The organism is Microbacterium sp. (assembly GCF_047607225.1).
GTDB lineage: Bacteria > Actinomycetota > Actinomycetes > Actinomycetales > Microbacteriaceae > Microbacterium.
This window is the reverse complement of sequence record NZ_JASGDO010000025.1, coordinates 1-25,826: the sequence shown is the minus strand read 5'-3', so window position 1 is coordinate 25,826 and position 25,826 is coordinate 1. Positions and strand designations below refer to the sequence as shown.

Sequence of the window (25,826 nt, the reverse complement as noted above, 5' to 3'; positions counted from 1 at the left end):
GGCGCAGGCAGCCCGATCGGGGGCTCGCCTGCGGGGACGAGAGGACGTTACGAAGCGGAGGTGACCGGACGGCACGCGTCACGTGAATGACCGGTGACGCCTGGACGACGCCTCGGTTCGAGACCTCGGCGCGGCTTACGGTGCGAGGCGCGTGGGACCGCGGAAGAGGTAGGTGACCTCGCGGATCGACGACTCTCCGAGCAGCAGCATCAGCAGACGCGCGAGCCCCATGCCGAATCCGCCGTGGGGCGGGGCGCCGTACCGGAAGAAGTCGAAGTAGAAGGCCAGGTGCTCGGGATCCAGACCCTTCTCGCGTGCCTGGACCTCCAGCACGTCGACGCGGTGCTCGCGCTGCGCGCCGGTGGTGATCTCGACGCCCTTGTAGAGCAGGTCGTAGGACTTCGTCAGCCCGGTCTCGGGGTCGCGCATGTGGTAGAACGCGCGGATCTCGGGGTGGTAGTCGGTGATGAAGACGAACTCGTGCCCGTACGTCTCCTGCACGTGTGCGGAGATCTGCCGCTCGCCCTCGGGGTCGAGGTCGCCGTCGGTGCGAGGGATCTCATAGCCGCGCGCGGCGACGATCTCCCGCGCTTCCGCGAGCGGGATGCGGGGGAACGGCACGGCGGGCACCGCGACATCGATCCCGAACAGCTCGGCGATCTCGTCGCCGTGCTTGTCCTTGACGGCCTGGATCGCGAACTGGAGGAGTTCCTCCTGCATCCGGGCGACGTCCTCGTGCGACTCGACCCAGCTGATCTCGGCGTCGACCGAGGTGAACTCGGTCGCGTGGCGGCTCGTGAACGAGGGGTCGGCGCGGTACACGTCGCCGATCTCGAAGATCTTGCCGAAACCGGCCGACTGCGCCATCTGCTTGAAGAACTGCGGACTCTGCGCGAGGTACGCGGTCTTGTCCTCGAAGTAGGGCACCTCGAACAGCTCCGCGTTGGACTCCGACGCCGAGGCCATCAGCTTGGGCGAGTGGATCTCGATGTAGTCGCGCTCGATCCAGTACGTGCGCATCGCGTGCTCGAGCGTGGTCTGCACGCGGAAGATGAGGTTGTTCCGGCGCTGGCGCAGGTCGAGGAACCGCCAGTCCATGCGCTTGTCGAGCCCGCTGTCGGCCGCGATCGGCGTCTCCGGGAGCGCAGCGGCAGCGATGTCGAGGGCACCGATCTTGATCTCCACACCGCCGAGCTTGACGCGCTCGTCGTGCTTCAGCTCACCAGTGACGGTGAGGAAGGTGCCGGTGCTGAGCTCGGAGATGAGCGCCGTGAGGGCGAGGGCATCGGCGTCCTGCTCCGTGCCGTCCTCCGCCGGACGCGTCGCGGGGTTCACGAGCTGTACGGCTCCGGTCTCGTCGCGCAGGATGACGAACTGCACCTTCTTCTGATCGCGGACGGTCTCGACCCACCCGGACACCGACACGGCGCCGTCTTCACGGGACTGCAACTGGCTGACGAGAACGCGTTCACTCACAATCGGCCAGTCTACGCGGGCGAACCCGCCCCACCGGGCGCTCAGGTTCCGTCCACGTGGGCACCGTAGCGTCGACGGCATGGCGACAGCGTCCGACGGCTCCTGGCTCACCACCCTCGTCGACGGCGTCGTCTCTCTCATGGAGGTCGTCGGTGCGCCCGGAGCGGGCCTCGCCATCGCACTGGAGAACCTGTTCCCGCCGCTGCCGAGCGAAGTGATCCTCCCCATGGCGGGCCTCACCGCCTCGCGCGGGTCGTTCACCCTCGCCGAGGCGCTCCTGTGGACGACCGCCGGCTCCGTGGTCGGCGCGTTCCTCCTCTATGGACTCGGGACTCTTCTGGGGCTCGACCGCCTGCGTGCCATCGTCCGCCGGATCCCCCTGCTGCACGTCGAGGACGTGGACCGCACCGTCGCCTGGTTCTCACGGCACGGCGGGAAGGCGGTGTTCTTCGGTCGGATGATCCCCATCTTCCGGAGTCTGATCTCCATTCCCGCCGGGGTCGTGAGGATGCCGCTGTGGCGCTTCGGGCTGTTGACGCTGGCCGGATCCGCCGTCTGGAACACGACGTTCGTGCTTGCCGGGTACGTCCTGGGCGAGTCGTGGCACGTCGTGGAGACCTACGCCGACATCCTCCAGTACGTCGTGATCGCGGGAACGGCGCTCGCCGTCGCGTGGTTCATCGTGGCGCGCGTGCGCCAGATCCGGGGACGCGACGCCGACCTCGACGCGGCCTGACCGCGTGTGAGGCCGCTTTCAGCCCGCCCATAGAGGCCTCCACGTAGACTGAAGGTGTGCCCGCCGAACGCCTCCATCTCGTGCGCCATGGCGAGGTCCACAATCCTCAGCGCGTGCTGTACGGACGGCTCCCGCACTTCGGGCTGAGCGACGACGGGCGTCGCATGGCCGCCGCTGCCGCCGACCATCTGGTGGGGCTCGAGCGTGCGGTCACCGGGCTCTCCGCGTCGCCGCTGCAGCGCACGCGGGAGTCGGCCGAACCGCTCGCGGAGCGCTTCCGGCTCGAACCGGTGCTCGATGAGCGTCTCATCGAGCCGACCAACGTCTTCGAGGGCCGCCGGATGCGCCGGGCCCTGCTCAATCCCCTCAACTGGCGGCATCTGCGAGCGCCGTCCCTGCCCAGCTGGGGTGAGCCCTATGTCGACGTGGTCGCGCGCATGGACGCCGCGATGCGCGACGCGTGGGACCGCGTCGAGGGTGGCGATGTCGTCCTGGTCTCCCATCAACTGCCGATCTGGATCACCCACCTCGCCGTCGCCGGTCTCCCGCTGCGTCATGACCCCCGTCAGCGCCGATGCGCACTGTCGTCGGTGACGAGTTTCGAGCGCGACGGCGAGCGGTGGCGCGAAGTCGACTATGCCGAGCCGGCGGCCGTCGCCGGCGCGATCGACGTGGGAGCGGTATGAGCAGCATCGAACGTCGACGTGTCGCGACGCGCCGCACCCTGGCGGCCGCCCTCGCCGTGGCCACCGCCGTCACGTTGGCCGCGTGCTCGAACGATGCCACGCGGATCGCGGAGGGTTATCAGCAGGGTGGCAACACGGGCTTCGTCTCCGGGGACGGCCGGCTCCAGGAGATCCCCCTCGCCGAGCGGGGAGACCCGGTGGAGTTCTCCGGCACTGCCGTCGACGGATCCACCGTGTCGAGCAAGGATCTCGCCGGCGACGTCGTGGTGCTCAACTTCTGGTACGCCGGGTGCGGGCCCTGCCGGATCGAGGCGCCTCTCCTCGAGAAGACGTACGCCGCGACCCGGGACGAGGGCGCGCGCTTCCTCGGGATCAACATCTACGACGGGCCGGAGCAGGCGACGTCGTTCGAGAAGACGTACGGCGTCACGTATCCGTCGCTCCTGGCCCGTGACGACACGGATCTGAAGCTGGCGTTCACGGCATGGACGTCGCTGAGCGCCGTGCCGACGACGTTGGTGCTCGACCGCCAGGGACGCGTCGCCGCCCGGTTCATCGGGGCCGTTCGCGACGACACGTCGCTGCCGACGATCATCGGCGACGTGCTGGCGGAGTCGCCGTGAGCCCCGGCGCGATCGTCTTCGACGGCGCGTTGTGGCTGGCTCTGCCGATCGCGCTCCTCGCGGGACTCGTCTCCTTCCTCTCACCCTGCGTGCTTCCCCTCGTCCCCGGATATCTCGGCTTCCTCGGGGGCGCAGTCGGGGGATCGGCCGCATCGCGCGGGGCGACCGCCTCCGCGGCGCGGCGCGGACGCCTCGTGGGCGGCGTGCTGCTGTTCATCGCGGGGTTCACGGTCGTCTTCGTCGCGATGGGGGTCCTCGCGGGCACCCTGGGGCGCTTCTTCCTCGAGTACGGAGACGTCATCACTCGCGTGCTCGGAGTGGTCGTGATCCTGCTCGGACTGGTGTTCGTGGGGGTGTTCGGCATCGCCCAGCGCACCGTGAAGCCGCAGGTGCGCGGTGGCCTCGGGCTCCTCGGGGCTCCGCTCCTGGGCATCGCGATGGGAATCGGGTGGGCGCCGTGCATCGGCCCCACCTACACCGCGATCCTCTCGATCTCGCTCACCCAGGCAGACCCGGGCCGTGCCGTGGTCCTCGCGATCGCCTATTCGCTCGGGCTCGGCATTCCCTTCCTCCTCATCGCTCTGGGGTTCGGGTGGGCGACCCGCTCGGTGTCGTTCTTCCGCCGCCACATCCGTCTCATCAACATCGGAGGGGGCGTCCTGCTCATCGTGCTCGGTCTGCTGATGGTCACCGGGGTCTGGACCGCCGTCATGTCGTCGCTCACGGGGGTGATGAGCAGTGTCGAGCTCCCCCTCTGATCGGACGGAACCCCTTCGGCCGTCGGACTACGCCGGTACCGGGACGGACGACGCCGGTGCCGACGCCGACGACCGTGACGCGCGAACCGGCATCGCGCAGCCGCGCCTCGGACTCGTCGGATGGCTGCGGTGGGGCTGGCGGCAGCTCACCAGCATGCGCACCGCGCTCGTGCTGCTCCTGCTCCTGGCGATCGCCGCGATCCCCGGATCGATCGTGCCGCAGCGCTCGGCCGACCCCAACGGCGTCACGCAGTGGCGTACCGACAACCCCGACCTCTTCCCGATCCTCGACGGTCTGCAACTGTTCGACGTCTACACGTCGGTGTGGTTCTCGGCGATCTACCTCCTGCTGTTCCTCTCGCTCATCGGCTGCGTCATCCCGCGCACGACGCACCACTGGCGCGCCATGCGTGCTCGGCCCCCGCGGACACCCGTGCGGTTGTCGCGCCTGGACGACCACATCGAGACGGTGATGCCCGCGTCCGACGGAACCGCCGCCGACGCCGCTCGGGAGGCCGTCGCTTCCGCCGAGGCGCACCTGCGCAAGGCCGGCTACCGCGTCGAGCGCTACGACTCCGAGGCGAAGGGCAGAGTCCCCGCGTCCTTCTCGGTCTCGGCCGAACGCGGCTACCTCCGCGAGACCGGCAACCTCGTCTTCCACGGCGCACTCGTCGGCGTTCTCATCTCGGTGGGAATCGGCGGCGGGCTCACCTATACCGGGCAGACCGTCATCGTCGAGGGCGACAGCTTCGTCAACTCCGTCGGGATCGGCTACACCTCCTTCAATCCGGGGCGCTTCGTGGACGTCGACGGGCTCCCGCCCTACGCGCTGACGCTCGACCGGTTCGACGTGTCCTACGTGCCCGCCGGCCAAGCGGGACAGGGACAGGCCGGGGACTTCGCGGCCCACCTGACGGTGGCAGAACCCGGACGACCCGACCGTGACGGCGTGGTGCGGGTCAACCATCCCCTCGACATCGAGGGCGACCGCATCTACCTCATGGGCAACGGCTACGCCCCCACCATCACGGTCCGAAACGCCGACGGCGACGTCGTGTTCCGCGAGGACGTCGCCTTCCTCCCGCAGAGCTCGACGATGACGTCGCTGGGTGTCGTGAAGGTCCCCGACGGCCTGCCGAAGCAGATGGGCCTCGTGGGCTTCTTCTACCCGACCGTCACGCCGACCCACTCCGGCGCCCTCACCTCCATGTACCCCGACCTCGTCAAGCCGTTGCTGACCCTCGACGTCTACGTCGGCGACCTCGGCATCGACGACGGGACGCCACGCAACGTCTACGCGCTCGACACGAGCGAGATGACTCAGCTCACCGGTCGGCAGATCGACGTCGACTCGCTGGAGCTGGAGCCGGGGCAGACCGCCGAGCTTCCCGACGGCCTCGGCACCGTCACGTTCGAGAACGCGCAGAACGACGGCGCCCCGGGGGTCGTCAAGCGCTACGTCTCGCTGTCCGTCCACCGCGACGTCGGAGCTCCGTTCGTCCTCGCCTTCGCGATCCTCGCCCTGGCGGGACTGCTCGCGGCCCTGTTCGTGCCACGGCGACGGATGTGGGTCAAAGCGACCCCGGAAGGCGCTGACGTGCGCCTGGAGTACGCCGGCCTCGCGCGCGGCGAAGACCCCGCGATCGCGACCGCCGTCGCCGACCTCGCCCGGTCGCACGGTGCTTCCCTCCCTGCCCCTTCCGACGACGCGAAAGTAGACTGACCCCCATGCCCGCACCCGGCCTCTCGCTCGAAGACGTCTCGTTCCTTCTGGTGTGGACCGCCGTCGCGATCTACGCCCTCGCCTTCATCGCCTATGCGATAGACCTCGCGCGCCGCAGCGACCTCGCCGTCAAGGCGAAGGATGCCGCGCTCGATCGCGAGCTGGTCGCGGCGGGTGGTGTCGCGGTGACGGCGGAGACGGCGCGGCACGCGGACGTGCGAGCCCAGGAGGAGGCTGCCCTCGCGGATCTCGAGGCTCCTCTCGGTCAGCGCAAGCGCTACCTGTGGGCGCGGATCGGCACGTCTCTGACCGTGCTCGGCTTCCTCTTCCACGTCGGTGGCGACGTGCTGCGGGGGATCGCGGCAGGGCGCGTACCGTGGGCCAACAACTACGAGTTCGCGCTGACGGGCACCATGCTCATCGTCGCGGTCTTCCTGGTCGTGCTCTTCCGCTACGACCTCCGCTTCCTCGGGTCGTTCATCACGGGGCTCGTGGCGGTCTTCCTCGGCGGGGCGGCGCTGGCGTTCCATGTCGACGTCACGCCGTTGGCCGATCCGCTCAAGAGCGTGTGGCTCGTCATCCACGTGTTCGTCGCGTCGTTGTCGACCGCGTTCTTCGCGCTCGCGTTCGCCCTCTCCGTGCTCCAGCTCCTGCAGCATCGCCGTGAGTGGGCCGCGCTGGCCGCCGTCGGGACGCCCGAGGAGGGTGCGCCCCGCCGCTCGGGCCCTGCCTTCCTGCGGACCCTCCCGAGCGCGGAGGCACTGGAGTCACTCGCCTATCGCTTCGCGATCATCGGCTTCATCTTCTGGACCTTCACGCTGATCGCCGGGTCCATCTGGGCCAACGATGCCTGGGGTCGCTATTGGGGCTTCGACACCAAGGAAGTCTGGACGTTCGTCATCTGGGTGCTCTACGCCGGGTACATCCACGCGCGGGCCACGCGAGGATGGCGCGGCGCGCGCTCGGCGTGGCTGTCGATCGTCGGCTTCTCGGCCGTCATCTTCAACTTCGTGGTGGTCAACATGTTCTTCAAGGGCCTCCACGCCTACAGCGGCCTGAGCTGAGTCGCTGAGCCGACGCGCGAGTGTCCACGACGCGCCGGTCGCGCCGGGCTCGCGCCGGCGCGTCGTGGACACTCAGCGCCAGCCGCGGGAGGTCAGCGCGCGCTGCACGCGTCGAACGACGAGCCGCGCCGGGTCGGTGAAGTGGTGCGACAGCACGCGAATGAGGATCCAGCCCTCCTCTTCGATCGCCGCCCATCGGTCGGCGTCGCGGGTGAACTGATCGATCGAGGCGTGGTGGCGTCCGTCGTACTCGACGCAGACGCGGTAGGCGGGGTAGGCGAGGTCGAGTCGTGCGACGAACCGGCCCTGATCGTCGTGAAGCGACCAGTTGAGCGCGGGCTGGGGAAGGCCCGCTCTGATCAGGAGAAGACGCGTCTGGGTCTCGCGGGGTGACTCGGATCCCTCCCGCGTTGAGTCGAGCGCCTCTCGCAGTCGAACTGCACCGCGCGCGCCGGGTGTCACGGCATCCCGGAGGTCGTCCAGGTCGACGAGCCGAGCCGTGAGGAGATGGTCTGCGGCGATGATGAGCGGATCGATGGCGAGCGTGGACCCGAGCATCGCCCACGTCGTGGCCGGTGCGGTGACGGGAAGGCCGTGACGCAGCGTGAGGTCATCGGAGAGCCGGGACAGGCGATGCCCGACGACGCCCGGCAGTCGCGGCTCCCGCGCGGGAGGGTGGGCGCCGACGTGCAGCGGCGCGGCAGCCGTCCATCCCGGCAGAGGCATGCCCCAGATCGTCGCCGCGGTCACCTGGCAGAAGAACTGGGCGCCGGTCAACCGGGGTGCAAGCAGCCGGCAACGATCGAGAACCGTGGTCGCCGGAGCATTCCGCGGAGCGCGCACGCCGCGGAAGGGTGCCATGAGCGCGCGCGAGCGCAGGCGCGCCGGAGCGAGCCCCGCCTCCCGGGCGGCGCGCACGGTGAACACCCCCGGGACCTCGTGCGGGGACTCGTCCGGGAACCCGTGCGGGGACTCGTCCGGGAACCCGTGCGGGGACTCGTCCCGGAACCCGCGCCTGTCCTCGTCCGGGAGCTTGTCCTGGAACCCGCCCCTGTCCTCCCCGAGCCCGCCCTCGAGCCGAGGCTCGCCCCACTCCTCGTCCCGGAAACCCGCCATCCCGCCACTTCAGCGCCTCCGTCTCTCCGCCGTGGTCCCGCCGCGGGGCCTCGCGGACTTCTCGCCGCGAATGCCGCCTGTGGAGGACGCAACGACTCACGCGAATGTCCACGACGCGCCGGCCCGGAGGGGGCTCGCTCGGCGTGTCGTGGACACTCGGGGATGGGGGAGTCGGAACCCTGGGGTCAGGCGGGGAGGGCGCGGACCGTCGTGGTGCGGTGGCGGGCGACGGCGAGGATCGTCGCGGCGAACGCGAGGAGCGCCCACGTGAGCATGCCCACGAGCCCCGCCGTCACTCCGCCCGCGGAGGTCAGGGCCCCGAGGAGCGCGTGATACGCGGGGGCGGTCGGCATGATCGAGGCCACGTCGGCCAGCGCTCCCGGAACCGTGGACACGACGCCGGTCGCCACCGCGAGCACGCCCACGAGACCCGCGATCCACCGACCGGCACCGCCGAAGACGGCGACGAGAGCTTGGTTGACCGCCGCGAACGCGACACCTGCGACGACGGCCAGCCCGGCGAAGGCCGCCCAGTCCGCCCAGTCGTACGACGCGGCGAGCTGGACCACGCCGGCGACGAGGATGCCCTGGAGCGCGCCGATTCCTGCCGCGGGGGCGAAGCTGCGCAGCGCCAGTGTTCCCGACGAACGGCGGGAGCTCAGGGCGTGGCGGGGGATCGCCTGCAGCGCGATGAACGAGCCGAGGCCCCCGAACCAGAGGGCGAGCATCGCGAGGAGCGGGATGGCGGAGGCGCCGAACAGCGACGTTCCCACGCCATCGGCCGTGACCGGGTCGGCGACCACCGTGGCGAGGTCCTTCGCCTCGGTCTTCGTGTACGACGGCACTGAGCTGGCCGCCGTGTCGAGTCCGTCGGCGAGATCGCTCGTGCCGCCGGCGATCTTGTCGACGCCGCTGGCCAGATCGTCGGCGCCGGTCGCGGCGTCGCTCGCGCCGGAGGCGAGAGTGCCGGCCCCCGTGGCGAGCTGTTGCGCGCCGGACGCCAGGCGGTCGGCGCCCTGCGCGAGCCCGCCTACGCCACCCGCCACCTGCTGGACGCCGGAAGCGAGGTCGGAAGCGCCTCCCGAGAGCTGCGCGGCCCCGCCGGACAAGCGCCCGGCGCCCGCGGAGAGGTCGTCCGCACCGCCGGCCAGTGCGCTCACGCCCCCGGAGAGCTGATTGACGCCTCCCGCGAGTTGATTCGCGCCACCGGCCAGAGCGTCGGCCCCGTCGGCGAGCTGGGTGACACCGGTAGAAGCGGACCCGGCCGCCGTGGACAGTCGATCGAGGCCCTTGGCGAGATCGCTGGCACCGTCGGCGCTCTCGGCCACGCCGTCGCGCAACTTCTTGCTTCCCGGCACGAGGGCCTCGAGACCCCCCGCCGCTCCGGTGGCGGCCGTCTTCACGCTCCCGGCCGTCTCTGCGGCCGTATCGGCGTCGTCCGCCGCAGTGCCGAGGCGGCCGCAGAAGTCCGCGCTGCCCCCGTCGGCCGTGCAGTCGGCGGCGAGCTGGTTCAGCGTCGCGGCGAGGTCGGAAGTCTGACCCTGCAGCGTTCCCGCTCCGCTGGCCGCGCCCTCCGCCGCGGTCTGTGCTCCCTGGAGCCCCGCGGCAAGGTCGGATGCGCCGTCCTGGAGCTCGTCCAGACCGGAGGACAGCTTGCTCGCGCCCTTAGCGGACTCGTCCGCTCCCGCCGCCCACGCGGTCAGGCCGTCCGACGCCGCGCGGGCGCCCTTGGCCCAGGTCCCGAGACCGGAGTCGAGATCGTCGATGCCGCTCGCGAGTGACCCCGCACCGTCGGCGAGGTCACCCGCACCGTCGGCGAGGCTCGCCGCGCCCGTGGCGACGCCCGACGCGCCGTCGGCCACGCCACCGGCTCCGTCGGCGAGCTGTGACGCTCCCGTCGAGAGCCTTCCGGCGCCGTCGGCGAGCTGCCCCGCACCTCCTGCGAGCTCCGAGGTGCCCGACGCGATGCCCTGCGCCCCCGTGGCGATACCGCCGGTGCCGTCGGCGAGTTTCGCGATGCCGTCGGCGAGCGACGTCGCCCCCGTCGCGGCGTCGCCCGCGCCGTCGGCGAGCTGCGAGGCGCCGTCGGCCGCATCACCCAGCTTGTCGCCGAGGGTCGTGAAACCGAGGAAGACGTTCTCGAGGTAGGTCTTGGACAGCTCCGTCCCCACCAGCGATGCGGCGGCCTGCGTCACCTGCGCCGTGATCGCGTCGTCGACGATGAGGCTGTCGGGCGAGGTCGCCACCGAGATCGTCGCCTTCTCCGGTGTCTTGCCGGGCGCGGTCGAGGTGGCGGCCGCGGAGAAGTTCTCCGGGATCGTGATGACGGCGTCGTAGGTGCCGTCGGCGAGGCCGTCACGGGCGTCGTCGGTGTTGGAGATCGTCCAGTCGAGGTTGCTCGGCAGATCGTCCGACCCCTCCACGAGGCCGGCGGTCAGCTGACGCCCGAGCGGGACGAGCTGATCGTCGATCGTGACGGGCTCGTCGTTGTTCACGATGGCCGCCCGCATCGTGTCGAGGCGCTCCACGGGGTTGTAGAGCGCCGCGACGAGGATGCCGCCGATGAGGACGGGGAGCAGGATCACGCCGACGATTGTGAGCCAGGTGACCGGCTTGCGGGTGCGGGCACGTTCGAGAGGAAGAGTCATGAGGAGATCACCTGGGTGTCGATGCCGGTCGCATGGTCGGAGGAAGGAGGATCCAGCGGGGGACGGGAGAGGGCGAGCGCCGTGACGCCGGGCCGGTGCGCCTCGGCGAGGATGTCGAGGGCGGGGCCATCGCGGCGCGCCGAGGCGATGACCGTCAGGGTCGACTCGGTTCCGTTTCGCCGCGACAGTCGTGCCTCGGCGTCGCGGAGGATCGCCGCAGCCTGATCGCGTTCCGGTCCGCTCAGGGTGTCGAGGCCGTCGATCGCGACGATGCGCGTGCCGCCCGCGACGGCACGGCGGAGCTCCCGCAGCGGATCGCCGGAGGCCTCGGGATCGGCCAGGAGGGCGAGTCCGACGTGGGCGCGGACCCAGGCCGACCGACCGGGAAGCAGATGCCCGCCCACCCGCAGTCGCCCGGCGCTCGGCGCGAGCCGGCCGGCCACCGCGAGCACGAACGCGCGTCCGGCGCGGGCGTCGGGGGAGGTGACCAGGAGCGTCTCGCCGTGCGAGAGACGGAAGGCCGCGTCGGCGAAGAGCGTGTCGCCGGACTCATCCTCGGCGGCGAGATCCGCGCCGATGACGGACACCGACTCGGCATCCTCCGGCCAGTTCGTCAGCGCGAGCTCGCGTTCGACGGCTTCGCCCTCGATGTCGAAGTGGGGGAGCCGGCGATCGAGCCATCGGGGCATCCACCATGCCTTCTCGCCGAGGAGGGTCATCACGGCCGGGACGAGGGTCATCCGGACGAGGAAAGCGTCGACGGCGATGCCGACGGCGAGCCCCAGTGCGATCGGCTTGATCGAGGAGTCGCCCTCGGGCACGAAGGCGGCGAAGACCGCGAACATGATGACGGCGGCGGCGGTGACCACCCGCGCCGAGGCGGTGAAGCCGCTGCGGACCGCGGCGATCGCGGTGGCACGCTCGGCGCGCCCGTCGCGCGCTCGGCGGGTGTGCACGAAGTCCTCGCGCATGCGGGAGACGAGGAACACCTCGTAGTCCATGGCGAGGCCGAAGAGCACCCCCATGAGGATGATCGGCATGAAGCTGATGACGGGGCCCGTCCGCGCCACGTGGAGGACGTCGGCGAGCCAGCCCCACTCGAACACCGCGGCGACGACACCGAACGAGGCCGCGACCGAGAGCAGGTAGCCCGCGGCCGCCTTGATCGGCACCCAGATGGAGCGGAAGACGATGGTCAGGAGCACGAGCGAGAGTCCGACGACGAAGATCCCGAAGGGGAGGAGGGCGGCGGCGAGGCGGTCGGAGATGTCGATCCCGACGGCGGTGAAGCCCGTCACCTTGAGATCGACGCCGTACTCGTCGAGGAGGCGATCGTGCTGCGCGCGGAGCTCGCGGACGAGATCGGCGGTCGCCGGGTCGTCGGGGGCCGTCTCGGGCACGATCTGGATGAGGCCGGTGTCGGCGGTCTCGTTGGGCGTGGAGAGGGCCACCTCCTTGACGCCGGGGATCCGCTCCACCTCGCGCTTCAGGTCGTCCATGAGTCCCAGCGGGTCGGTGGAGGTGACGATCGTGCCGGTCATGATGAGCGGGCCGTTGGCGCCGGGGCCGAAGTGCTCCGCGACGAGGTCGTACGACTGTCGCGCCTCGCTCGAGGTCGGCTGGACACCGGCGTTGGGGAGGGCGAGGTGGAGGCTGGCGGCCGGAATCGCCACGACACCCAGACCGACGATGACGGACAGCGTCGTGATGATGGGGCGACGCGTGACCGCGGTCACCCAGCGTTCCGCGAACCCGCGACGCGGGCGGTTCGCACGGGAGGAGCGGACGCGTCGGGCTCGGCGCGGCCAGCCCCGCACGCGTCCTCCCGCGAAGCCGAGGAGGGCCGGGGTGAGGGTGACCGCGACGACGACGGCGATCGCGACGGCCAGCGCGGCGGCGATGCCCATCGTGGTGAGGAAGGGGATGCCGGCGAAGCTGAGACCGATGAGGGCGATCAGCACCGTGACGCCGGCGAAGAGGACGGCGCTGCCGGCGGTGCCGGTGGCCCGGGCCGCCGATTCGGCGGGCTCGACGCCCTCGCGCACTTGGTCCTGGTGGCGCGCCACGATGAACAGGGCGTAGTCGATTCCGACGGCGAGCCCCAGCATGATCGCGAGCATGGGAGTGGTCGACGAGATCGACGCGAACGCCGTGGACAGGAAGATCAGGGTGATCGCGAGTCCCACGCCGATCAGAGCGCTCGCGAGCGGGAACCACGCCACCGCGATCGATCGGAACGTGACGATGAGCACGAACAGCGCAATGAGCACGCCCACCGCCTCGATGAGCGAGAGCGCCGGCACCGACGTGGAGAACAGGTCGCCGCCGATCGCGACGTGGGACCCGGCGGGCATCGCCGCTCGCGTCTCCGCGGCGATCTCGTGGAGATCGGTCTTGGTGGTCGCGGGGACGTCGGTGGCCTGGCCGTCGAACTGGAGGCGGATGATCGCAGCCTGCGCATCATCGGAGACGAGGCCGTTCACCATCTCGTCGAAGGGGTCGGTGACGGCGAGTACGCCGTCGACGTCTTCGAGCCGGTTGATCGTGTCGGCGATCACCGTGGAGACGGGGCGACGGTCCACGCGGTCGCCGTCGGGGGCGACGATGACGAGCTGGGCGCTCGTGCCGCTGGCCTGGGGGAAAGTGCGGTCGAGGAGCAGGATGCCCTCCTGCGCCTCGGTGCCCGGGATCGTGAAGGAGTTGTCGGTGCCTTTCACGAACCCCGTCGCCATCCCCAGGCCCACCGTGCCGCCGACGACCCCGAGCAGGAGCAGCCAGGTGACGAGCACGCGCCAGGGGTGGTGGTACGACCAGCGGCCGAGGGAGTACAGCAGAGTGGACACGAGCGCTCCGGTTCAGATGGGGTGTCATCGATTCGCCGGATGCCCGGTCCATCGATCCGATCAAGGACGATACAGCGGTGTATCCGATACAAAGATGTATCGTAGTCAGCGGGATGAAGGCAAGGCTGAATGTCCGGTGGGAAAGTGGAGGAGCGGAAGGTGTGGAGGCAACGATGACCGACGTCGGTGAACGACCCGCCTCGCGTCGCCGCGAGCAGACACGCGCACGGCTGCTCGACGCGGCGCACGAGGTCTTCGCCGAGGTGGGCATGGACGCCGCCTCGGTGGAGATGATCTGCGAGCGTGCCGGGTTCACCCGGGGTGCCTTCTACTCCAACTTCGAATCGAAGGACGAGCTGTTCCTCGCTCTCATCACCCAGCTCGCCGAGGCCAAGCTCGAGGAGGTCGCCGCGCGGGTGCGGGAGCTGGAGAGCGGCAGCGTCACCGATCCGTCGAGCCTCGTCCGTCAGGTCGTCGGCGTCTCTCTCGGCGAGCGCATGGAGCCCCAGCTGATCAGCGAGATCCGCACGCAGGCACTCCGCGACCGGCGGCTCGCCTCCGCCTACCTCGATTGGCAGAACGTCATGCGGCGGCGGGTGGAGGAAATCATCGGGCACGTCGTCGGGCAGTTCGGGCTCCGCCTGCGGCTGCCTGTGCCCGAGGTCGCACAGCTGCTGCTGGACGTCTCCGACGACACCTGCACGCGTGCGACGCTGGAAGGGCATGCGCAGGGGGAGATCAACGAACTCCTCAACACGCGCCTGGAGCGCCTGGTCGGCGCGCTGGTGGAGGCGCCCTGAGCGCGAGTTGCCCGGATGCCGCGCGGTCTCAGCCCGCAGGATCCTCGGTCAGTATCGAGTAGCAGCGTTCCAGTCGACTCCGCCACCAGGCGGTGCGCTCGGGTGACGCGGCGTGTGCGCGCAGCAGGTCGGGATCGACCTCGACGCGGCCGACCGGGAGCGAGCCTGCCCGAGGCAGGAGCGGCTCCCGCGTGACATCGGCGGCGAGGAGGGCCGCCGTCCCGAGTCCGCAGTCATAGTCGAGCGTGTCGAGCGAGGCTGCCAGTGCCAGGCCCATCGACAGCCCGATACTGGTGTCGAGTGCGCTGGAGACGACGGCGGGGAGCCCCGCTGCGCGCACGATCTCGAGGGCTCGGCGCACGCCGCCGAGCGGCGCCGCTTTGACGACGAGGAGGTCGGCGGCCCCTGCGCGTGCGACGGCGAGGGGATCCGTCGCCTTGCGTACGCTCTCGTCGGCCGCGATCGGGACATCCATGTACGCCACGCGTCGGCGAAGCTCGGCGAGCTCGGGGACGCTCGCGCACGGCTGCTCGGCGTACTCGAGGTCGAAAGGCGCCAGGGCATGCAGCGCCTGTTCGGCTTCGTCGAGGTTCCAAGCACCGTTGGCGTCGATGCGGATACGGCCCTCCGGACCCCACGCCGCTCGCACGGCGCGGACGCGGGCGACGTCGTCCGCCAGTGTCTGCCCGCGCTCGGCGACCTTGACCTTGGCGGTGCGACAGCCGGGGAATCGGGCGAGCACGGCCGGCACGTCGTCCTCGGTCACGGCCGGCACCGTTGCGTTGACCGCGATGCTCGTGCGCTGAGCGGCGGGGGTGGCGTTCCAGCCGAAGTCGAGGGCGGCGGCCAGCCACGTCGCCGCCTCGGCGTCGTCGTACTCGACGAACGGCGAGAACTCCGTCCACCCCTCCGGCCCCTCGAACACCAGCGCCTCCCGCACCGTGACCCCCCGGAATCGCGTGACGAGGGGCAGGGCGACGACATGCGCGGAGGGGAGGACATCGGACAGAGGGGGGAGGGTGCGCGGGGTCACGTCTCCCATCCTGCCGTGGGGCTCGGCCCCGAGAGGGTGCGATTGACTATAGTGTGTGTTACACAGTACAGTGTGACGTGTGAAGCACCCACGACCCGTGTCGGAACACGGCGGCGAACCGGATGGCCGGGAGGCGACCGCCATCCATCTGCAGGAACTCCGTCGCGGCACGGTGGTACTGGCGTGCCTGCGGCTCCTGGCGCGCCCGGGCTACGGCTACGGGCTGCTCGAAGACCTGCAGGCGCGGGGGTTCGACACCGACGCCAACACCCTGTATCCGCTGCTGCGCCGCCTGGAGAAGCAGGGTCACCTCGTGAGCGAGTGGAACACCGACGAGGCCCGGCCCCGCAAGTTCTACCGCACCTCGGCCGACGGCCACCGGTTGGCCGAGGCCCTCACCGACGACTTCCGAGCGATCGCCGCCGCGATCTCCGACCTGCCACAGGAGAACTGACATGTCCGCCCCCACGCCGTCACAGACCCTCACCGACCGGTACATCCACGCCGTCGTCCGCACGCTGCCGGAACAGCAGCGCGCCGATGTGGCGGCAGAACTGCGGGCGGCCATCGCCGATCAGTGCGACGCGCGCCTGGCCGCGGGGGAGAGCTCGGCGGCCGCGGAGCGCGCGGTCCTCACCGACCTCGGCGATCCCGACGCGCTGGCCGCCGCCTACGGCGATCGCCCCTTGCACCTGGTCGGCCCGCGCTACTACCTGGAGTGGTGGCGGCTGCTGAAGCTGCTCTTGTGGATCGTCGTGCCGCTCGGAACCTTCGGGATCGCCCTGGGGCAGGCTCTCGCGGGAACCCCCGCGGGCGGGGTGGCCGGCAGTGCGATCGGCGGAGCACTGTCGATCGCGGTGCACGTCGCCTTCTGGACCACGCTCGTGTTCGTCGTGGTGGAGCGTTCGGATCGCGCGCGGGGGAAAGCCACGACGTTCGCAGCCTGGAACGTGGATCACCTGCCCGACGTGCAGCAGGACGGAGCCGCCTTCCGCGACGTCGTCGCTGCCATCGTGTGCCTCGTGGCCGTCGCGGCCGTCGTGGTGTGGGACCAGCTCGTGGGTGCCGTCTTCCTCGACGGCCGCTGGATGTCGTTCCTCTCACCGGCGCTGTGGCCGTGGATCGTGGGCGCTCTCCTGGTGATCATGGCGATCGAGGTGGCCGTGCAGATCATCCGGTACCTGCAGCGCCGATGGACGATGCCGCTCGCGGTCATCAACGCGGCGCTCGACGCCGTCGTCGCCGGCGGAGCCGTCGTCCTCCTCTCGCGGGAGGCACTGCTGAACCCGGAGTTCTGGCTCGCCGTGATCCCGCGTGGCGGGGAGACGGTCTTCGGCGTCGTCTCGATCCTGGCCGGCCTCCTGATCGTCGGCACCGCCGCGTGGGACGCCGTCGACGCCTTCCGTAAAGCCCGCCGCAGCGGCTGATCTCCCGTGGGAGAATCGCCCGGTGACATCGACCACTCCCGCCCGGTTCGCCCTCGATATCGACGCGGTGGCCCGCCCGGCGCGGTCGCAGGATCTGCTGGACGCCCTCGCCGCCCGAGTGGTCATCGCCGACGGGGCGATGGGCACGATGCTGCAGCGGTATGAACCGACCCTCGAGGACTATCGGCAGCTGGAGGGGTGCAACGAGATCCTCAATGTCTCCCGCCCCGACCTGATCGCCCGGATCCACGACGACTATCTCGCGGTCGGCATCGACGCGATCGAGACCAACACCTTCGGCGCCAACTGGTCGAACCTCTCCGACTACGGGATCGACGACCGCATCCATGAGCTCGCCGAAGCCGGCGCCCGCATCGCCCGTGAACGGACCGAAGCGGCCGAGGCCGCGGACGGGCGTCGCCGCTGGGTGCTGGGGTCGATGGGGCCGGGGACGAAGCTGCCCTCTCTCGGCCACACGAGCTACGCGCACCTGAAAGACACCTTCGCGCAGCAGGCCGAGGGACTCATCGACGGTGGGGCTGACGCGTTCCTCATCGAGACCTCGCAAGACCTGCTGCAGACGAAGGCAGCCGTCAACGGCTGCAAGGCGGCGATCGTCTCCCGAGGCGTGCGCCTGCCGATCTTCGTCGAGGTCACCGTGGAGACCACGGGCACGATGCTCATGGGCTCCGAGATCGGGGCGGCGCTGACGGCTCTCGCGCCGCTCGGAGTCGACGCGATCGGGCTGAACTGCGCGACCGGTCCCGCCGAGATGAGCGAGCACCTGCGGCACCTGTCGAAGCACTCGACGGTGCCGATCGCCTGTATGCCCAACGCGGGCCTGCCCGTGCTCACCGCCGACGGCGCGCACTATCCGCTGACCCCGGCCGAGCTCGCCACCGCTCACGAGCAGTTCGTCCGGGAGTTCGGCATCGGGCTGGTCGGCGGCTGCTGCGGCACGACGCCGGAGCATCTCGCGGCGGTCGTCGAGCGCCTCGCGACCGTCCCGAGTCCCGCGCGTTCCGCCGCTCCGGAACCGGGTGTCGCCTCGCTGTATCAGCACGTGCCGTTCACGCAGGACGCGTCGTACCTCGCGATCGGGGAGCGGACCAATGCCAACGGGTCGAAGGCGTTCCGGGAGGCGATGCTCGATGGGCGCTGGGACGACTGCGTCGAGATCGCGCGCAACCAGATCCGCGTCGGGGCGCATCTGCTGGACGTCTGTGTGGACTATGTCGGCCGCGACGGCGTGGCCGACATCCGCGAGGTCGTCTCCCGCTTCGCGTCGGCGTCGACCCTGCCGCTCGTGATCGACTCCACCGAACCGGCGGTGATCCAGGCGGGCCTCGAGCTCATCGGCGGGCGCCCGGTGGTCAACTCCGTCAACTACGAAGACGGTGACGGCGCCTCGTCGCGTTTCGGCCGCATCATGCCGCTCGTGAAGGAACACGGTGCCGCCGTGATCGCCCTCACGATCGACGAGCAGGGTCAGGCCCGCACCGCGGCCGACAAGGTGCGCATCGCCTCGCGGCTCGTCGACGCGCTCGTGGGGGAATGGGGGATGAAGGTCGAGGACATCATCGTCGATTGCCTGACGTTCCCGATCGCCACCGGGCAGGAGGAGACCCGACGGGACGCGATCGAGACCATCGAGGCCATTCGCGCGCTCGTGGCGGCCTACCCGGGCATCCACACGACGCTCGGGGTGTCCAATGTCTCGTTCGGGCTGAATCCGGCCGCCCGGTCGGTGCTCAACTCGGTGTTCCTGCACGAGGCCACGCAGGCGGGCCTGGACTCCGGCATCATCGATGCGGCCAAGATCGTTCCTCTCGCCTCGATCCCCGACGAACAGCGGGCCGTCGCGCTCGACCTGGTGTGGGACCGCCGTGCGTACGACGCCGAGGGCAACCTCACCTACGATCCGCTCGCGGTCATGCTCGATCTGTTCGCGGGCGTCGACACGGCGGCGCTGCGTGACCAGCGCGCGGCGGAGTTGGCGGCCCTTCCCGTCGGGGCGCGGCTGGAACGGCGCATCATCGACGGCGAGCTGAAAGGACTCGAGGCCGACCTCGACCTCGCCCGCGCGGACGGGATCGCGCCGCTGCAGATCATCAACGAGCATCTCCTCGAAGGCATGAAGGTGGTGGGGGAGCGATTCGGCTCGGGGCAGATGCAGCTGCCGTTCGTGCTGCAGTCGGCGGAGGTCATGAAGACCGCCGTCGCCCTCCTCGAACCGCACATGGAGAAGTCGGATGCCTCGGGGAAGGGCAGGATCGTGTTGGCCACGGTTCGCGGCGATGTCCACGACATCGGCAAGAACCTCGTGGACATCATCCTCACGAACAACGGCTACGACGTCGTGAACCTGGGGATCAAGCAGCCGATCGCCGACATCATCGCGGCGGCCGAAGAGCACGACGCCGACGTCATCGGGATGTCGGGACTGCTCGTGAAGTCGACGGTCGTCATGAAGGAGAACCTCGAGGAGCTCCAGGCTCGCGGTCTTGCGAAGCGGTGGCCGGTTCTCCTGGGGGGCGCGGCCCTGACCCGTGCCTACGTGGAGGACGATCTGGCGGGGCTCTTCGACGGGGAGGTGCGATACGCCAAGGACGCGTTCGAGGGACTCGCCCTCATGGAGCCACTCGTGCGGATCGCGCGGGGGGAAGACCCCGACGCCGTCGGTCTTCCGCCGCTGAAGAAACGCATCCACCGGGCCGGGTCGCTCCTCACGCTCACCGAGCCCGATGCCATGCCGGCACGCTCCGACGTGGCGAGGGACAATCCCGTGCCCGCGCCGCCCTTCTGGGGCACCCGCATCGTCCGCGGGATCGCGCTGGCCGACTATGCGGCCTTCCTCGACGAACGGGCGACCTTCATGGGTCAATGGGGTCTCAAGCCCGGCCGTGGTGAGGACGGCCTCTCGTACGAGACGCTCGTGGCGACGGAGGGGCGGCCGCGGCTGCGGTACTGGCTCGACCGCATCCTGGCGGAGGGAATGCTCGACGCCTCGGTCGCTTACGGATACTTCCCGGTGGTGTCGGAGGGGGACGATGTCGTCGTCCTCCACCACGGTGACGATCCGGCGGGCCTGCTGGGGCGGCCGGGTCTTCTCTCGCCGGACGGCGGCTCGGGCGGGGCGCTGGGAACCGATCGGTTGCGCTTCTCCTTCCCTCGCCAGAGACGTGATCGGCACTTGTGCCTGGCCGACTTCGTGCGGGCGCGGGATACGGGGGAGGTCGACGTCCTTCCCGTCCAGCTCGTGACCGCCGGCGCCCGCATCGACGAGGTCACGGCGAAGCTCTTCGCGGAGGACCGCTACCGGGACTACTACGAGCTCAACGGCCTCGTGATGCAGCTGACGGAGGCGCTCGCCGAGTTCTGGCACGCCCGCGTTCGCGCCGAACTGGGCCTGGCGGATGAGGATCCGGCCGATGTCGCGGGCCTGTTCGCACTCGACTATCGCGGCGCCCGCTTCTCCCTCGGTTATCCGGCGTGCCCCGACATGGAAGACCGTCGCAAGGTCGTGGAACTGCTCCGGCCAGAGCGTATGGGCGTGGAGTTGAGCGAGGAGCTGCAGCTGCACCCCGAGCAGTCCACCGACGCGTTCGTCTTCCACCACCCCGAGGCGAAGTACTTCTCGGTGTGACGGCGGTGTGATCGGTGGAGCGCTCGCGCCGGACACGCGGGACAGCGAGGGGGCTCAGGCCGGCGCGGAGCGGGCCATCCAGACCGTGGGGCCGGACAGCTCGGTGAACCCGAACTGGCGGTAGAGCTCCTGCGCGTCAGCGGTGGCCAGGAGCATGCGTTTCAGGCCGAGTGCGTCGAGTTCGGCCAGCACACCCGCGAGGAGTGTCTTTCCGATCCCGCGTCCTCGCGCGGACGGGTCGACGAACACATCGCAGAGCCACGCGAATCCGACGCCGTCCGTGACGACGCGGGCGTACGCGAGCTGCGTGCCTGTTGCGTCGTCGTAGACGCCGTAGTTGCGGGACGCATCGATCGCCGCGTCTTGGTGGGCGCGAGTGCGTCCTTGCGCCCAGTACGCCTCTTCGCTCAGCCAGCGGTGCACGCGGTCCCGATCGATCCGCTCGACATCGGTGGAGAACGTGACGGGCCCGTTGACGGCGGTCTCGGGCGAGGTCATGAATCGACTGTAGAGCGTGATCAGAACGGTGGCGGGTCGGCGTCGGAGACGAACCGGACCATCGGCGTGGGCCGATCGACGTACGACCTGCCGCCCGGGCTCTGCCACCTGAGCAGCCCTCTTCCCACCTGCTCGACCCGCCACTGCGTACGATGCTTCAGCACGTGGTGCCGTCGGCACAGGGTGGCGAGGTTGTCGGCGCGGGTCTGGCCTCCGAGCGCATGGTCGATCGTGTGGTCGGCGTCGCATCGGACGACGGGGAGGCGGCAGCCGACGAAACGGCAGTGCTCATCACGCGCGCGCAGGAGCCTCCGCAACGACGAGGACGGTCGGTAACGGTCGACAGCCAGGACGCCGCCGTCGACGGGGCTCGTCAGGACGCGATCCCACGCCGGTGCCGCAGCGGCCAGTTCGAGCGCGTCGGAGAGTGGGATCGGCCCGTAGCCGGCGAGGAGGCACGGCTCGCTCGACCGACCGAGAACGGTGAGGACGGGGACGGTCACCTGGACCCGCGCGGAGATCTTCGGGCCCATCTGCCCGTGAGCGGTCGGCGCCCCGCCGAGCAACAGATCGGCGAACACGTCGGCGCGGACCTCGTCGAGCGATCGGGCATCGTTGATGTCGGCGGTCTCTGTCTCAGGCGCTGCTGCTTCTCTCGCGTGGTGCGCGAGGTCGGTCAGCCTGTCGCGAATGCCGTAGGCGAGCACGGCCGGGAGGTCGGCGATCAGTCGCGCCATCCCGTCGTCGAGGTCGGTCACCACGACGCGTCGCTGTTGCCGTGCGCGCGCGTGCCGTTCGTCGAGCGAACGGGGCTGCGCATGCTCGGCCAGCGTGCGCGCGACTGGCCGGAGCTGGGCCGGGGTGAGCCCGTTCGCGCGCTCCAGCGCGCGGCGCTCGAACCACTCGCGGGCCTCGGGCTGGGTGAGAGGCAGCCCGGCCTCGACGATCGCGGACACGTGGCCGCGGTCGATCTCGCCCGATGACCACGCTCGAAGAGTGGTCGGGAAGAGCTCCGACACCGTCGCGGCCTCGTCCATGCGCCGTTGGATCGTGCGGTCGGAGACCCGGAGCGCGGCACCCACCTGCGCGGCCAGATCACGCAGTTCCAGGTCGCCTGTCCGCGATGTGGCGTTCGGCCGGCTGGCCGCGATCGAGCGTGCCCACGCATGCGCTTCGGCGAGCACGGCTACGTGCGCGGCCTGCGCCGCAGCGACGGCCCGGTGTGCGAGGAGCGCCCGCTCGACGAAGCGGTCTGCCGTGGCAGCCTCCACCGCGGTGATACCGGATCCGTCGTGCGCCATACCTCTATTCTCGCGCTCCGACCGCGCGAGTTTCGAAGAAATCTTCGATCCGTGGATAACTCGCGAGCGTCAGCCGACCGGTTGCCCGCACATCCCGCAGACTCCGGTGGCGGGCACCTCCACGAAGCAGTCGGGGCACATCACGGCCGGTCGCTCGGCGATCGTCGGGGCGGGAAGCCGGTTCGACGCCGCCCGCGGGGCGCGTCGCTCCCGCGGGGCCTTCGAGGGCGCCGGGTCGGGGCGCGTGGCGACGACGGGGCGATGGGCCGCGCAGTAGAAGCGCACGAACCCGGCCGGATTGTTGGGGTGGTGGTGCTTGACGACCCACAGGTCCTCGCGCTCACGGCTCTCCGACGACGGGCCGCAGCCGGCACACCGCGTGGGCTCTCCCGGCACGGCCTCCGAGGCGCGCAAGGGGGCGTCGAAGGGAAGCGCGTCGCGCCAGTCGGACGAGGTCCTGATCTTCACGTCTTCCAGCTTCGCACGGCCCCGGGGTCACCGCGCCCCGAGGCGCTCGTTCCATCCGTCCCAGTCGGCAGCGTCGATCACGCAGAACCGGTGTCCCTCGGGGTCCTCCATGATCACGTAGTCGGCGTCGGCGGGACGCTTGTCCCACGGCACTTCGCGCGCACCCAGGCTCGTGAGGCGCGCGACCTCGGCGGTCTGGTCCTCGGCGTAGAGATCCAGGTGGATGCGAGGAGGAAGGCTGCGAGGAGCGGCGACGGCGTCGAGCGACAGGTTCGGTCCGCGACGGTCACGCGCGCGGAGCACGGCGAAGTCGTCGTCGCGGGGCTCCCGCACCTCGTAGTCCAGGGCGGCCGTCCAGAAAGAGATCTCCGCCTCGAGGTCGTCGACGCGCAAGACGATCGATCCGACGATGAGCATCAGCGTCCTCCCGTTCCGGGGTCACGCTAGCGCGACGCTGCCGCCCGCGACACCCCTTCCGACGGGCCGGCGAGCCCGGTGGCCTGCGTGAGGAGGTGGGCCGGCGACGCAGCGGCGGTGGTGCGGCGGAGCGACGACAACACCGCCCGGCCGACGACGAGGATCCCGATCACGGTCGTGACGGCGCGGAGGGTGTCCCACGAGGCGGTGGAGGTGACGAGGGAGTACACGAGGAAGTTCCCGAGGTTCTCGCCCAGACCGCCGCCGGGCACGTACGAGATGCTCGTGTCGCCGCCGACGGCGAAGGGCCAGAACCACAGGTTCATGGCGAGGCCGAACAGGTAGGAGGAGATGACCCCGTACACCGCGAGCATGGCGATCTCGGCGGCACCGCGCGGGCGCCGCGGCAGCAGCGCGGCGCCCGCCCCGACCCACCCGCATGCGAACATCTGGAAGGGAAGCCAGGGACCGACGCCTCCCCACAACACCGCGGAGAGGCCGATCGCAGCGGCCCCGAGGAGGAGCCCGAATCTCGCGCCGCAGACACGACCCGCCAGGATCAGCAGCACGAACAGGGCCTCCACCCCGCCCACACCGGTGCTCGCGACCCTGACCGCCGCACCGACGGCGGCCAGCACCGCCAGGAGTGAGAGCGTGTGCGCCGAACGCACGCTTCCATCGAGGGCGGCCAGCACCAGGACGACGGCCAACGGTGCGGCGGCGAGCGCGATCACGGGAGCGGCGGAGGAGGCGTCGGGCGGCAGCGCCGCGACGACGAGCGGCCAGAGGAAGCTCGCCGCCGCGAGCAGGTTCGCGGCGATCAGCAGCACCGGGCGGGCGCGGTGCTCGGACGTCGGCCCGAGGGCCGTTCGTGCCCGCGCGCGCCGGTCATCCGGGACTGCGGAACCCTCTTGCGCGGACGGGACCTGCGCGGCGGAGGAATCCTCCACCGCGGAAGCTCTCGCACCGCGTGAGGGCGGCGTGACGCTCGGCGCGGGGTCTCCCGGCGACGCCATTGCGGCGGCGGTGGTCGGTGGCGTGGTGTCCTCGACCCGCTCCAGCCTGCCGTGGCGCATCGCGAGCAGGCGGTCGGCGAGTGCCGCACAGAACCCGGCATCGTGGGACGCGAAGAGGACGGCCGTGCCGGCATCCGCCTGCGCCGCCAGGGCGTGCATCACCAGGCGTCGGGCCGACGGGTCGAGCCCGCGGGTCGGCTCATCGACCAGCAGCACGCGCGGCGACCGTGCCGTCTGCAGGACGATCGCGAGGCACCGTCGCTCTCCCACCGAGAGATCGCGCGGGTGGCGGCCGAGCCGGGCGACGAAGCGTGGATCGGAGGGGGCGAGGCCCAGGAGAGCGGCGAACCGGGCAGGACCGGCCCCCGGGGTCTTCGCGCGGGCATCCTCCCGGCGAAGTTCCGCCCGCACCGTCTCGCGCACGAACAGATCGTCCGAGGCGTCCGGGACGAGCGCCGTTCCCGGCTCGCGTCTCAGCGCCTGCAGAAGACTCGACTTCCCCGCACCGTTGGGTCCGGAAACGGCGATGATCTCGCCGGCGGCGAGCTGCAGGGAGACGTCGTCGACCGCAAGCCGCTGGCCGTGACGCACCGACACCCCGCGTACGTCCAGCACCGTCCCGGTCTCGGGTGACGGAGGGGGCCCGACGGGCCGCGCGCGGACCTCCTGTTCTCCGTCGGGAACGTGCACGAGGGAACCGTCGACGATCGCGCCGTCGTCGGCCACGTGGAGGCTGCGGTCGGCGACGGCGCGGAAGTCGTCGGTGCGGTGCTCGGCCACGACGACGCACACGCCGGCCTCGTGCGCGAGCGCGCCGAGGAGCGACACGATCCGCTCGCGAGCATTCCGGTCGAGGTCGGCGAGGGGCTCGTCGACGACCAGCAGCACCGGCTCCTCCACGATTGCTGCGGCGATCGCGACGAGCGTCGCCTCTCCCGCCGACAGCTCCGAGGTCCGCCGGTTCCGCAGATCCGAGATCCCCACGCGCTGGAGGACGTCGTCGACGCGGGCACGGCGGAGCACGGGAGCGACGCCGCGCAGCTCGAGCGCCAGCCCGACCTCGTCGTCCACCCGATCGGCCGCGAAGGCCGTGCGCGGCTGCTGCAGCACCACCCCCACGACGCGCGCCGTGTGGCGAGGGGCGGTGAGGAGCCGGTCGTGGCCCGCGACGGCGATCCTCCCCTCGGCCACCCCGCCGTCGACGTGGGTGTGGAGGCCGCTGAGAGTGCGCAGCACCGTCGACTTGCCTGAGCCTGTCGCGCCGCTGATGACGATGAGCTCTCCGGGAGAAGCCGAGAGCGCATCCACTCGCACGATGGTCGGACCGCCGAACCCGGCACGCATCGAGGCCAGCTCGACCGGCCGGGCGCAATCGCCCTCGAGGGAACGACCGGCGTAGCCGCGGAGCTCGAGGGCGGCACCCAGGGCGGTCGCACGTTCCAGCGTGTGCTCGAGGACGGGAGCGAGGATCCGGATGCCTGCCCGGTCACCGCGGAGGCGCTGCGCGGTCGCCACGGCGCGCGCGGCCGCGGCGAGCGCCGGCAGGG

20 protein-coding genes are annotated in these 25,826 nt (G+C 70.8%); 10 read left to right on the top strand and 10 right to left on the bottom strand.

Annotation, left to right across the window (positions count from 1 at the left end; translation table 11 throughout):
• Positions 1-135 precede the first annotated feature (135 nt).
• Positions 136-1,476, bottom strand: a complete 1,341-nt coding sequence (gene aspS / locus QM591_RS04285; protein WP_415129959.1) for an aspartate--tRNA(Asn) ligase — start codon at positions 1,474-1,476, stop codon at positions 136-138.
• Positions 1,477-1,555: 79 nt separating this feature from the next.
• Between aspS and QM591_RS04280 the strand changes: the two genes are divergently transcribed.
• Genes QM591_RS04280 through ccsB form a run of 6 tightly spaced genes read left to right on the top strand, consistent with a single transcriptional unit; the run spans position 1,556 to position 7,066 of the window.
• Positions 1,556-2,212, top strand: coding sequence for a DedA family protein (locus QM591_RS04280; RefSeq protein ID WP_415129957.1), 657 nt, complete (start codon positions 1,556-1,558; stop codon positions 2,210-2,212).
• A 56-nt stretch (positions 2,213-2,268) separates the two neighbouring features.
• Entirely contained in the window at positions 2,269-2,898 is a 630-nt protein-coding gene (locus QM591_RS04275; RefSeq protein ID WP_415129955.1) for a histidine phosphatase family protein, read from the top strand.
• Positions 2,895-3,521, top strand: coding sequence for a TlpA family protein disulfide reductase (locus QM591_RS04270; protein WP_415129953.1), 627 nt, complete (start codon positions 2,895-2,897; stop codon positions 3,519-3,521). Before QM591_RS04275 ends, QM591_RS04270 begins: the two co-directional genes overlap by 4 nt.
• On the top strand, positions 3,518-4,279 hold the full coding sequence (locus tag QM591_RS04265) for a cytochrome c biogenesis CcdA family protein (protein ID WP_415129951.1): 762 nt from the start codon (positions 3,518-3,520) through the stop codon (positions 4,277-4,279). The genes QM591_RS04270 and QM591_RS04265 overlap by 4 nt, the downstream gene beginning before the upstream one ends.
• Entirely contained in the window at positions 4,260-6,002 is a 1,743-nt protein-coding gene (locus tag QM591_RS04260) for a cytochrome c biogenesis protein ResB (RefSeq protein WP_415129949.1), read from the top strand. Before QM591_RS04265 ends, QM591_RS04260 begins: the two co-directional genes overlap by 20 nt.
• A gap of 5 nt (positions 6,003-6,007) precedes the next feature.
• Positions 6,008-7,066: a c-type cytochrome biogenesis protein CcsB gene (ccsB, locus tag QM591_RS04255; protein ID WP_415129947.1), complete on the top strand. Its 1,059-nt coding sequence runs from the start codon at positions 6,008-6,010 to the stop codon at positions 7,064-7,066.
• A gap of 72 nt (positions 7,067-7,138) precedes the next feature.
• On the opposite strand, the gene QM591_RS04250 is transcribed toward ccsB, so the two are convergent.
• From QM591_RS04250 to QM591_RS04240, 3 genes are all read right to left on the bottom strand, one after another.
• Positions 7,139-8,182 (bottom strand): endonuclease domain-containing protein, encoded by a 1,044-nt coding sequence (locus QM591_RS04250; protein ID WP_415129945.1) that lies wholly within the window; start codon positions 8,180-8,182, stop codon positions 7,139-7,141.
• A 185-nt stretch (positions 8,183-8,367) separates the two neighbouring features.
• A complete protein-coding gene (locus QM591_RS04245; protein ID WP_415129943.1) occupies positions 8,368-10,830 on the bottom strand; it encodes a YhgE/Pip family protein in 2,463 nt (820 codons plus the stop codon).
• A complete protein-coding gene (locus tag QM591_RS04240) occupies positions 10,827-13,673 on the bottom strand; it encodes an MMPL family transporter (protein ID WP_415129941.1) in 2,847 nt (948 codons plus the stop codon). Before QM591_RS04240 ends, QM591_RS04245 begins: the two co-directional genes overlap by 4 nt.
• A 173-nt stretch (positions 13,674-13,846) precedes the next feature.
• Between QM591_RS04240 and QM591_RS04235 the strand changes: the two genes are divergently transcribed.
• On the top strand, positions 13,847-14,473 hold the full coding sequence (locus QM591_RS04235) for a TetR/AcrR family transcriptional regulator (RefSeq protein WP_415129939.1): 627 nt from the start codon (positions 13,847-13,849) through the stop codon (positions 14,471-14,473).
• 28 nt (positions 14,474-14,501) lie between these two features.
• On the opposite strand, the gene QM591_RS04230 is transcribed toward QM591_RS04235, so the two are convergent.
• Positions 14,502-15,515, bottom strand: coding sequence for an o-succinylbenzoate synthase (locus QM591_RS04230; RefSeq protein WP_415129937.1), 1,014 nt, complete (start codon positions 15,513-15,515; stop codon positions 14,502-14,504).
• An 88-nt stretch (positions 15,516-15,603) separates the two neighbouring features.
• Here QM591_RS04230 and QM591_RS04225 point away from each other — a divergent pair, with 88 nt between their 5' ends.
• From QM591_RS04225 to metH, 3 genes are read left to right on the top strand one after another with little or no spacing between them, the layout of a single operon-like run.
• The gene (locus tag QM591_RS04225) at positions 15,604-15,960 is read left to right on the top strand and encodes a PadR family transcriptional regulator (RefSeq protein ID WP_415130022.1); all 357 of its coding nucleotides are present in this window, start codon (positions 15,604-15,606) and stop codon (positions 15,958-15,960) included.
• Between the two features lies 1 nt (position 15,961).
• A complete protein-coding gene (locus QM591_RS04220; protein ID WP_415129935.1) occupies positions 15,962-16,933 on the top strand; it encodes a permease prefix domain 1-containing protein in 972 nt (323 codons plus the stop codon).
• Between the two features lie 22 nt (positions 16,934-16,955).
• Positions 16,956-20,579, top strand: a complete 3,624-nt coding sequence (gene metH / locus QM591_RS04215) for a methionine synthase (protein WP_415129933.1) — start codon at positions 16,956-16,958, stop codon at positions 20,577-20,579.
• Between the two features lie 54 nt (positions 20,580-20,633).
• Here metH and QM591_RS04210 read toward each other — a convergent pair whose 3' ends face one another.
• The 5 genes from QM591_RS04210 to QM591_RS04190 all read right to left on the bottom strand — a co-directional run.
• Positions 20,634-21,077 carry a GNAT family N-acetyltransferase gene (locus QM591_RS04210; protein ID WP_415129931.1) on the bottom strand — a complete coding sequence of 148 codons (444 nt, stop codon included), beginning with the start codon at positions 21,075-21,077 and terminating at the stop codon, positions 20,634-20,636.
• Positions 21,078-21,097: 20 nt separating this feature from the next.
• A complete protein-coding gene (locus tag QM591_RS04205) occupies positions 21,098-22,378 on the bottom strand; it encodes a DUF222 domain-containing protein (protein WP_415129929.1) in 1,281 nt (426 codons plus the stop codon).
• 69 nt (positions 22,379-22,447) lie between these two features.
• The gene (locus QM591_RS04200; RefSeq protein WP_415129927.1) at positions 22,448-22,846 is read right to left on the bottom strand and encodes a glucose-6-phosphate dehydrogenase; all 399 of its coding nucleotides are present in this window, start codon (positions 22,844-22,846) and stop codon (positions 22,448-22,450) included.
• 27 nt (positions 22,847-22,873) lie between these two features.
• Entirely contained in the window at positions 22,874-23,263 is a 390-nt protein-coding gene (locus QM591_RS04195; RefSeq protein WP_415129925.1) for a VOC family protein, read from the bottom strand.
• A gap of 26 nt (positions 23,264-23,289) precedes the next feature.
• On the bottom strand, positions 23,290-25,826 hold a 2,537-nt coding region (locus QM591_RS04190), incomplete at its 5' end, for an ABC transporter ATP-binding protein (RefSeq protein ID WP_415129923.1).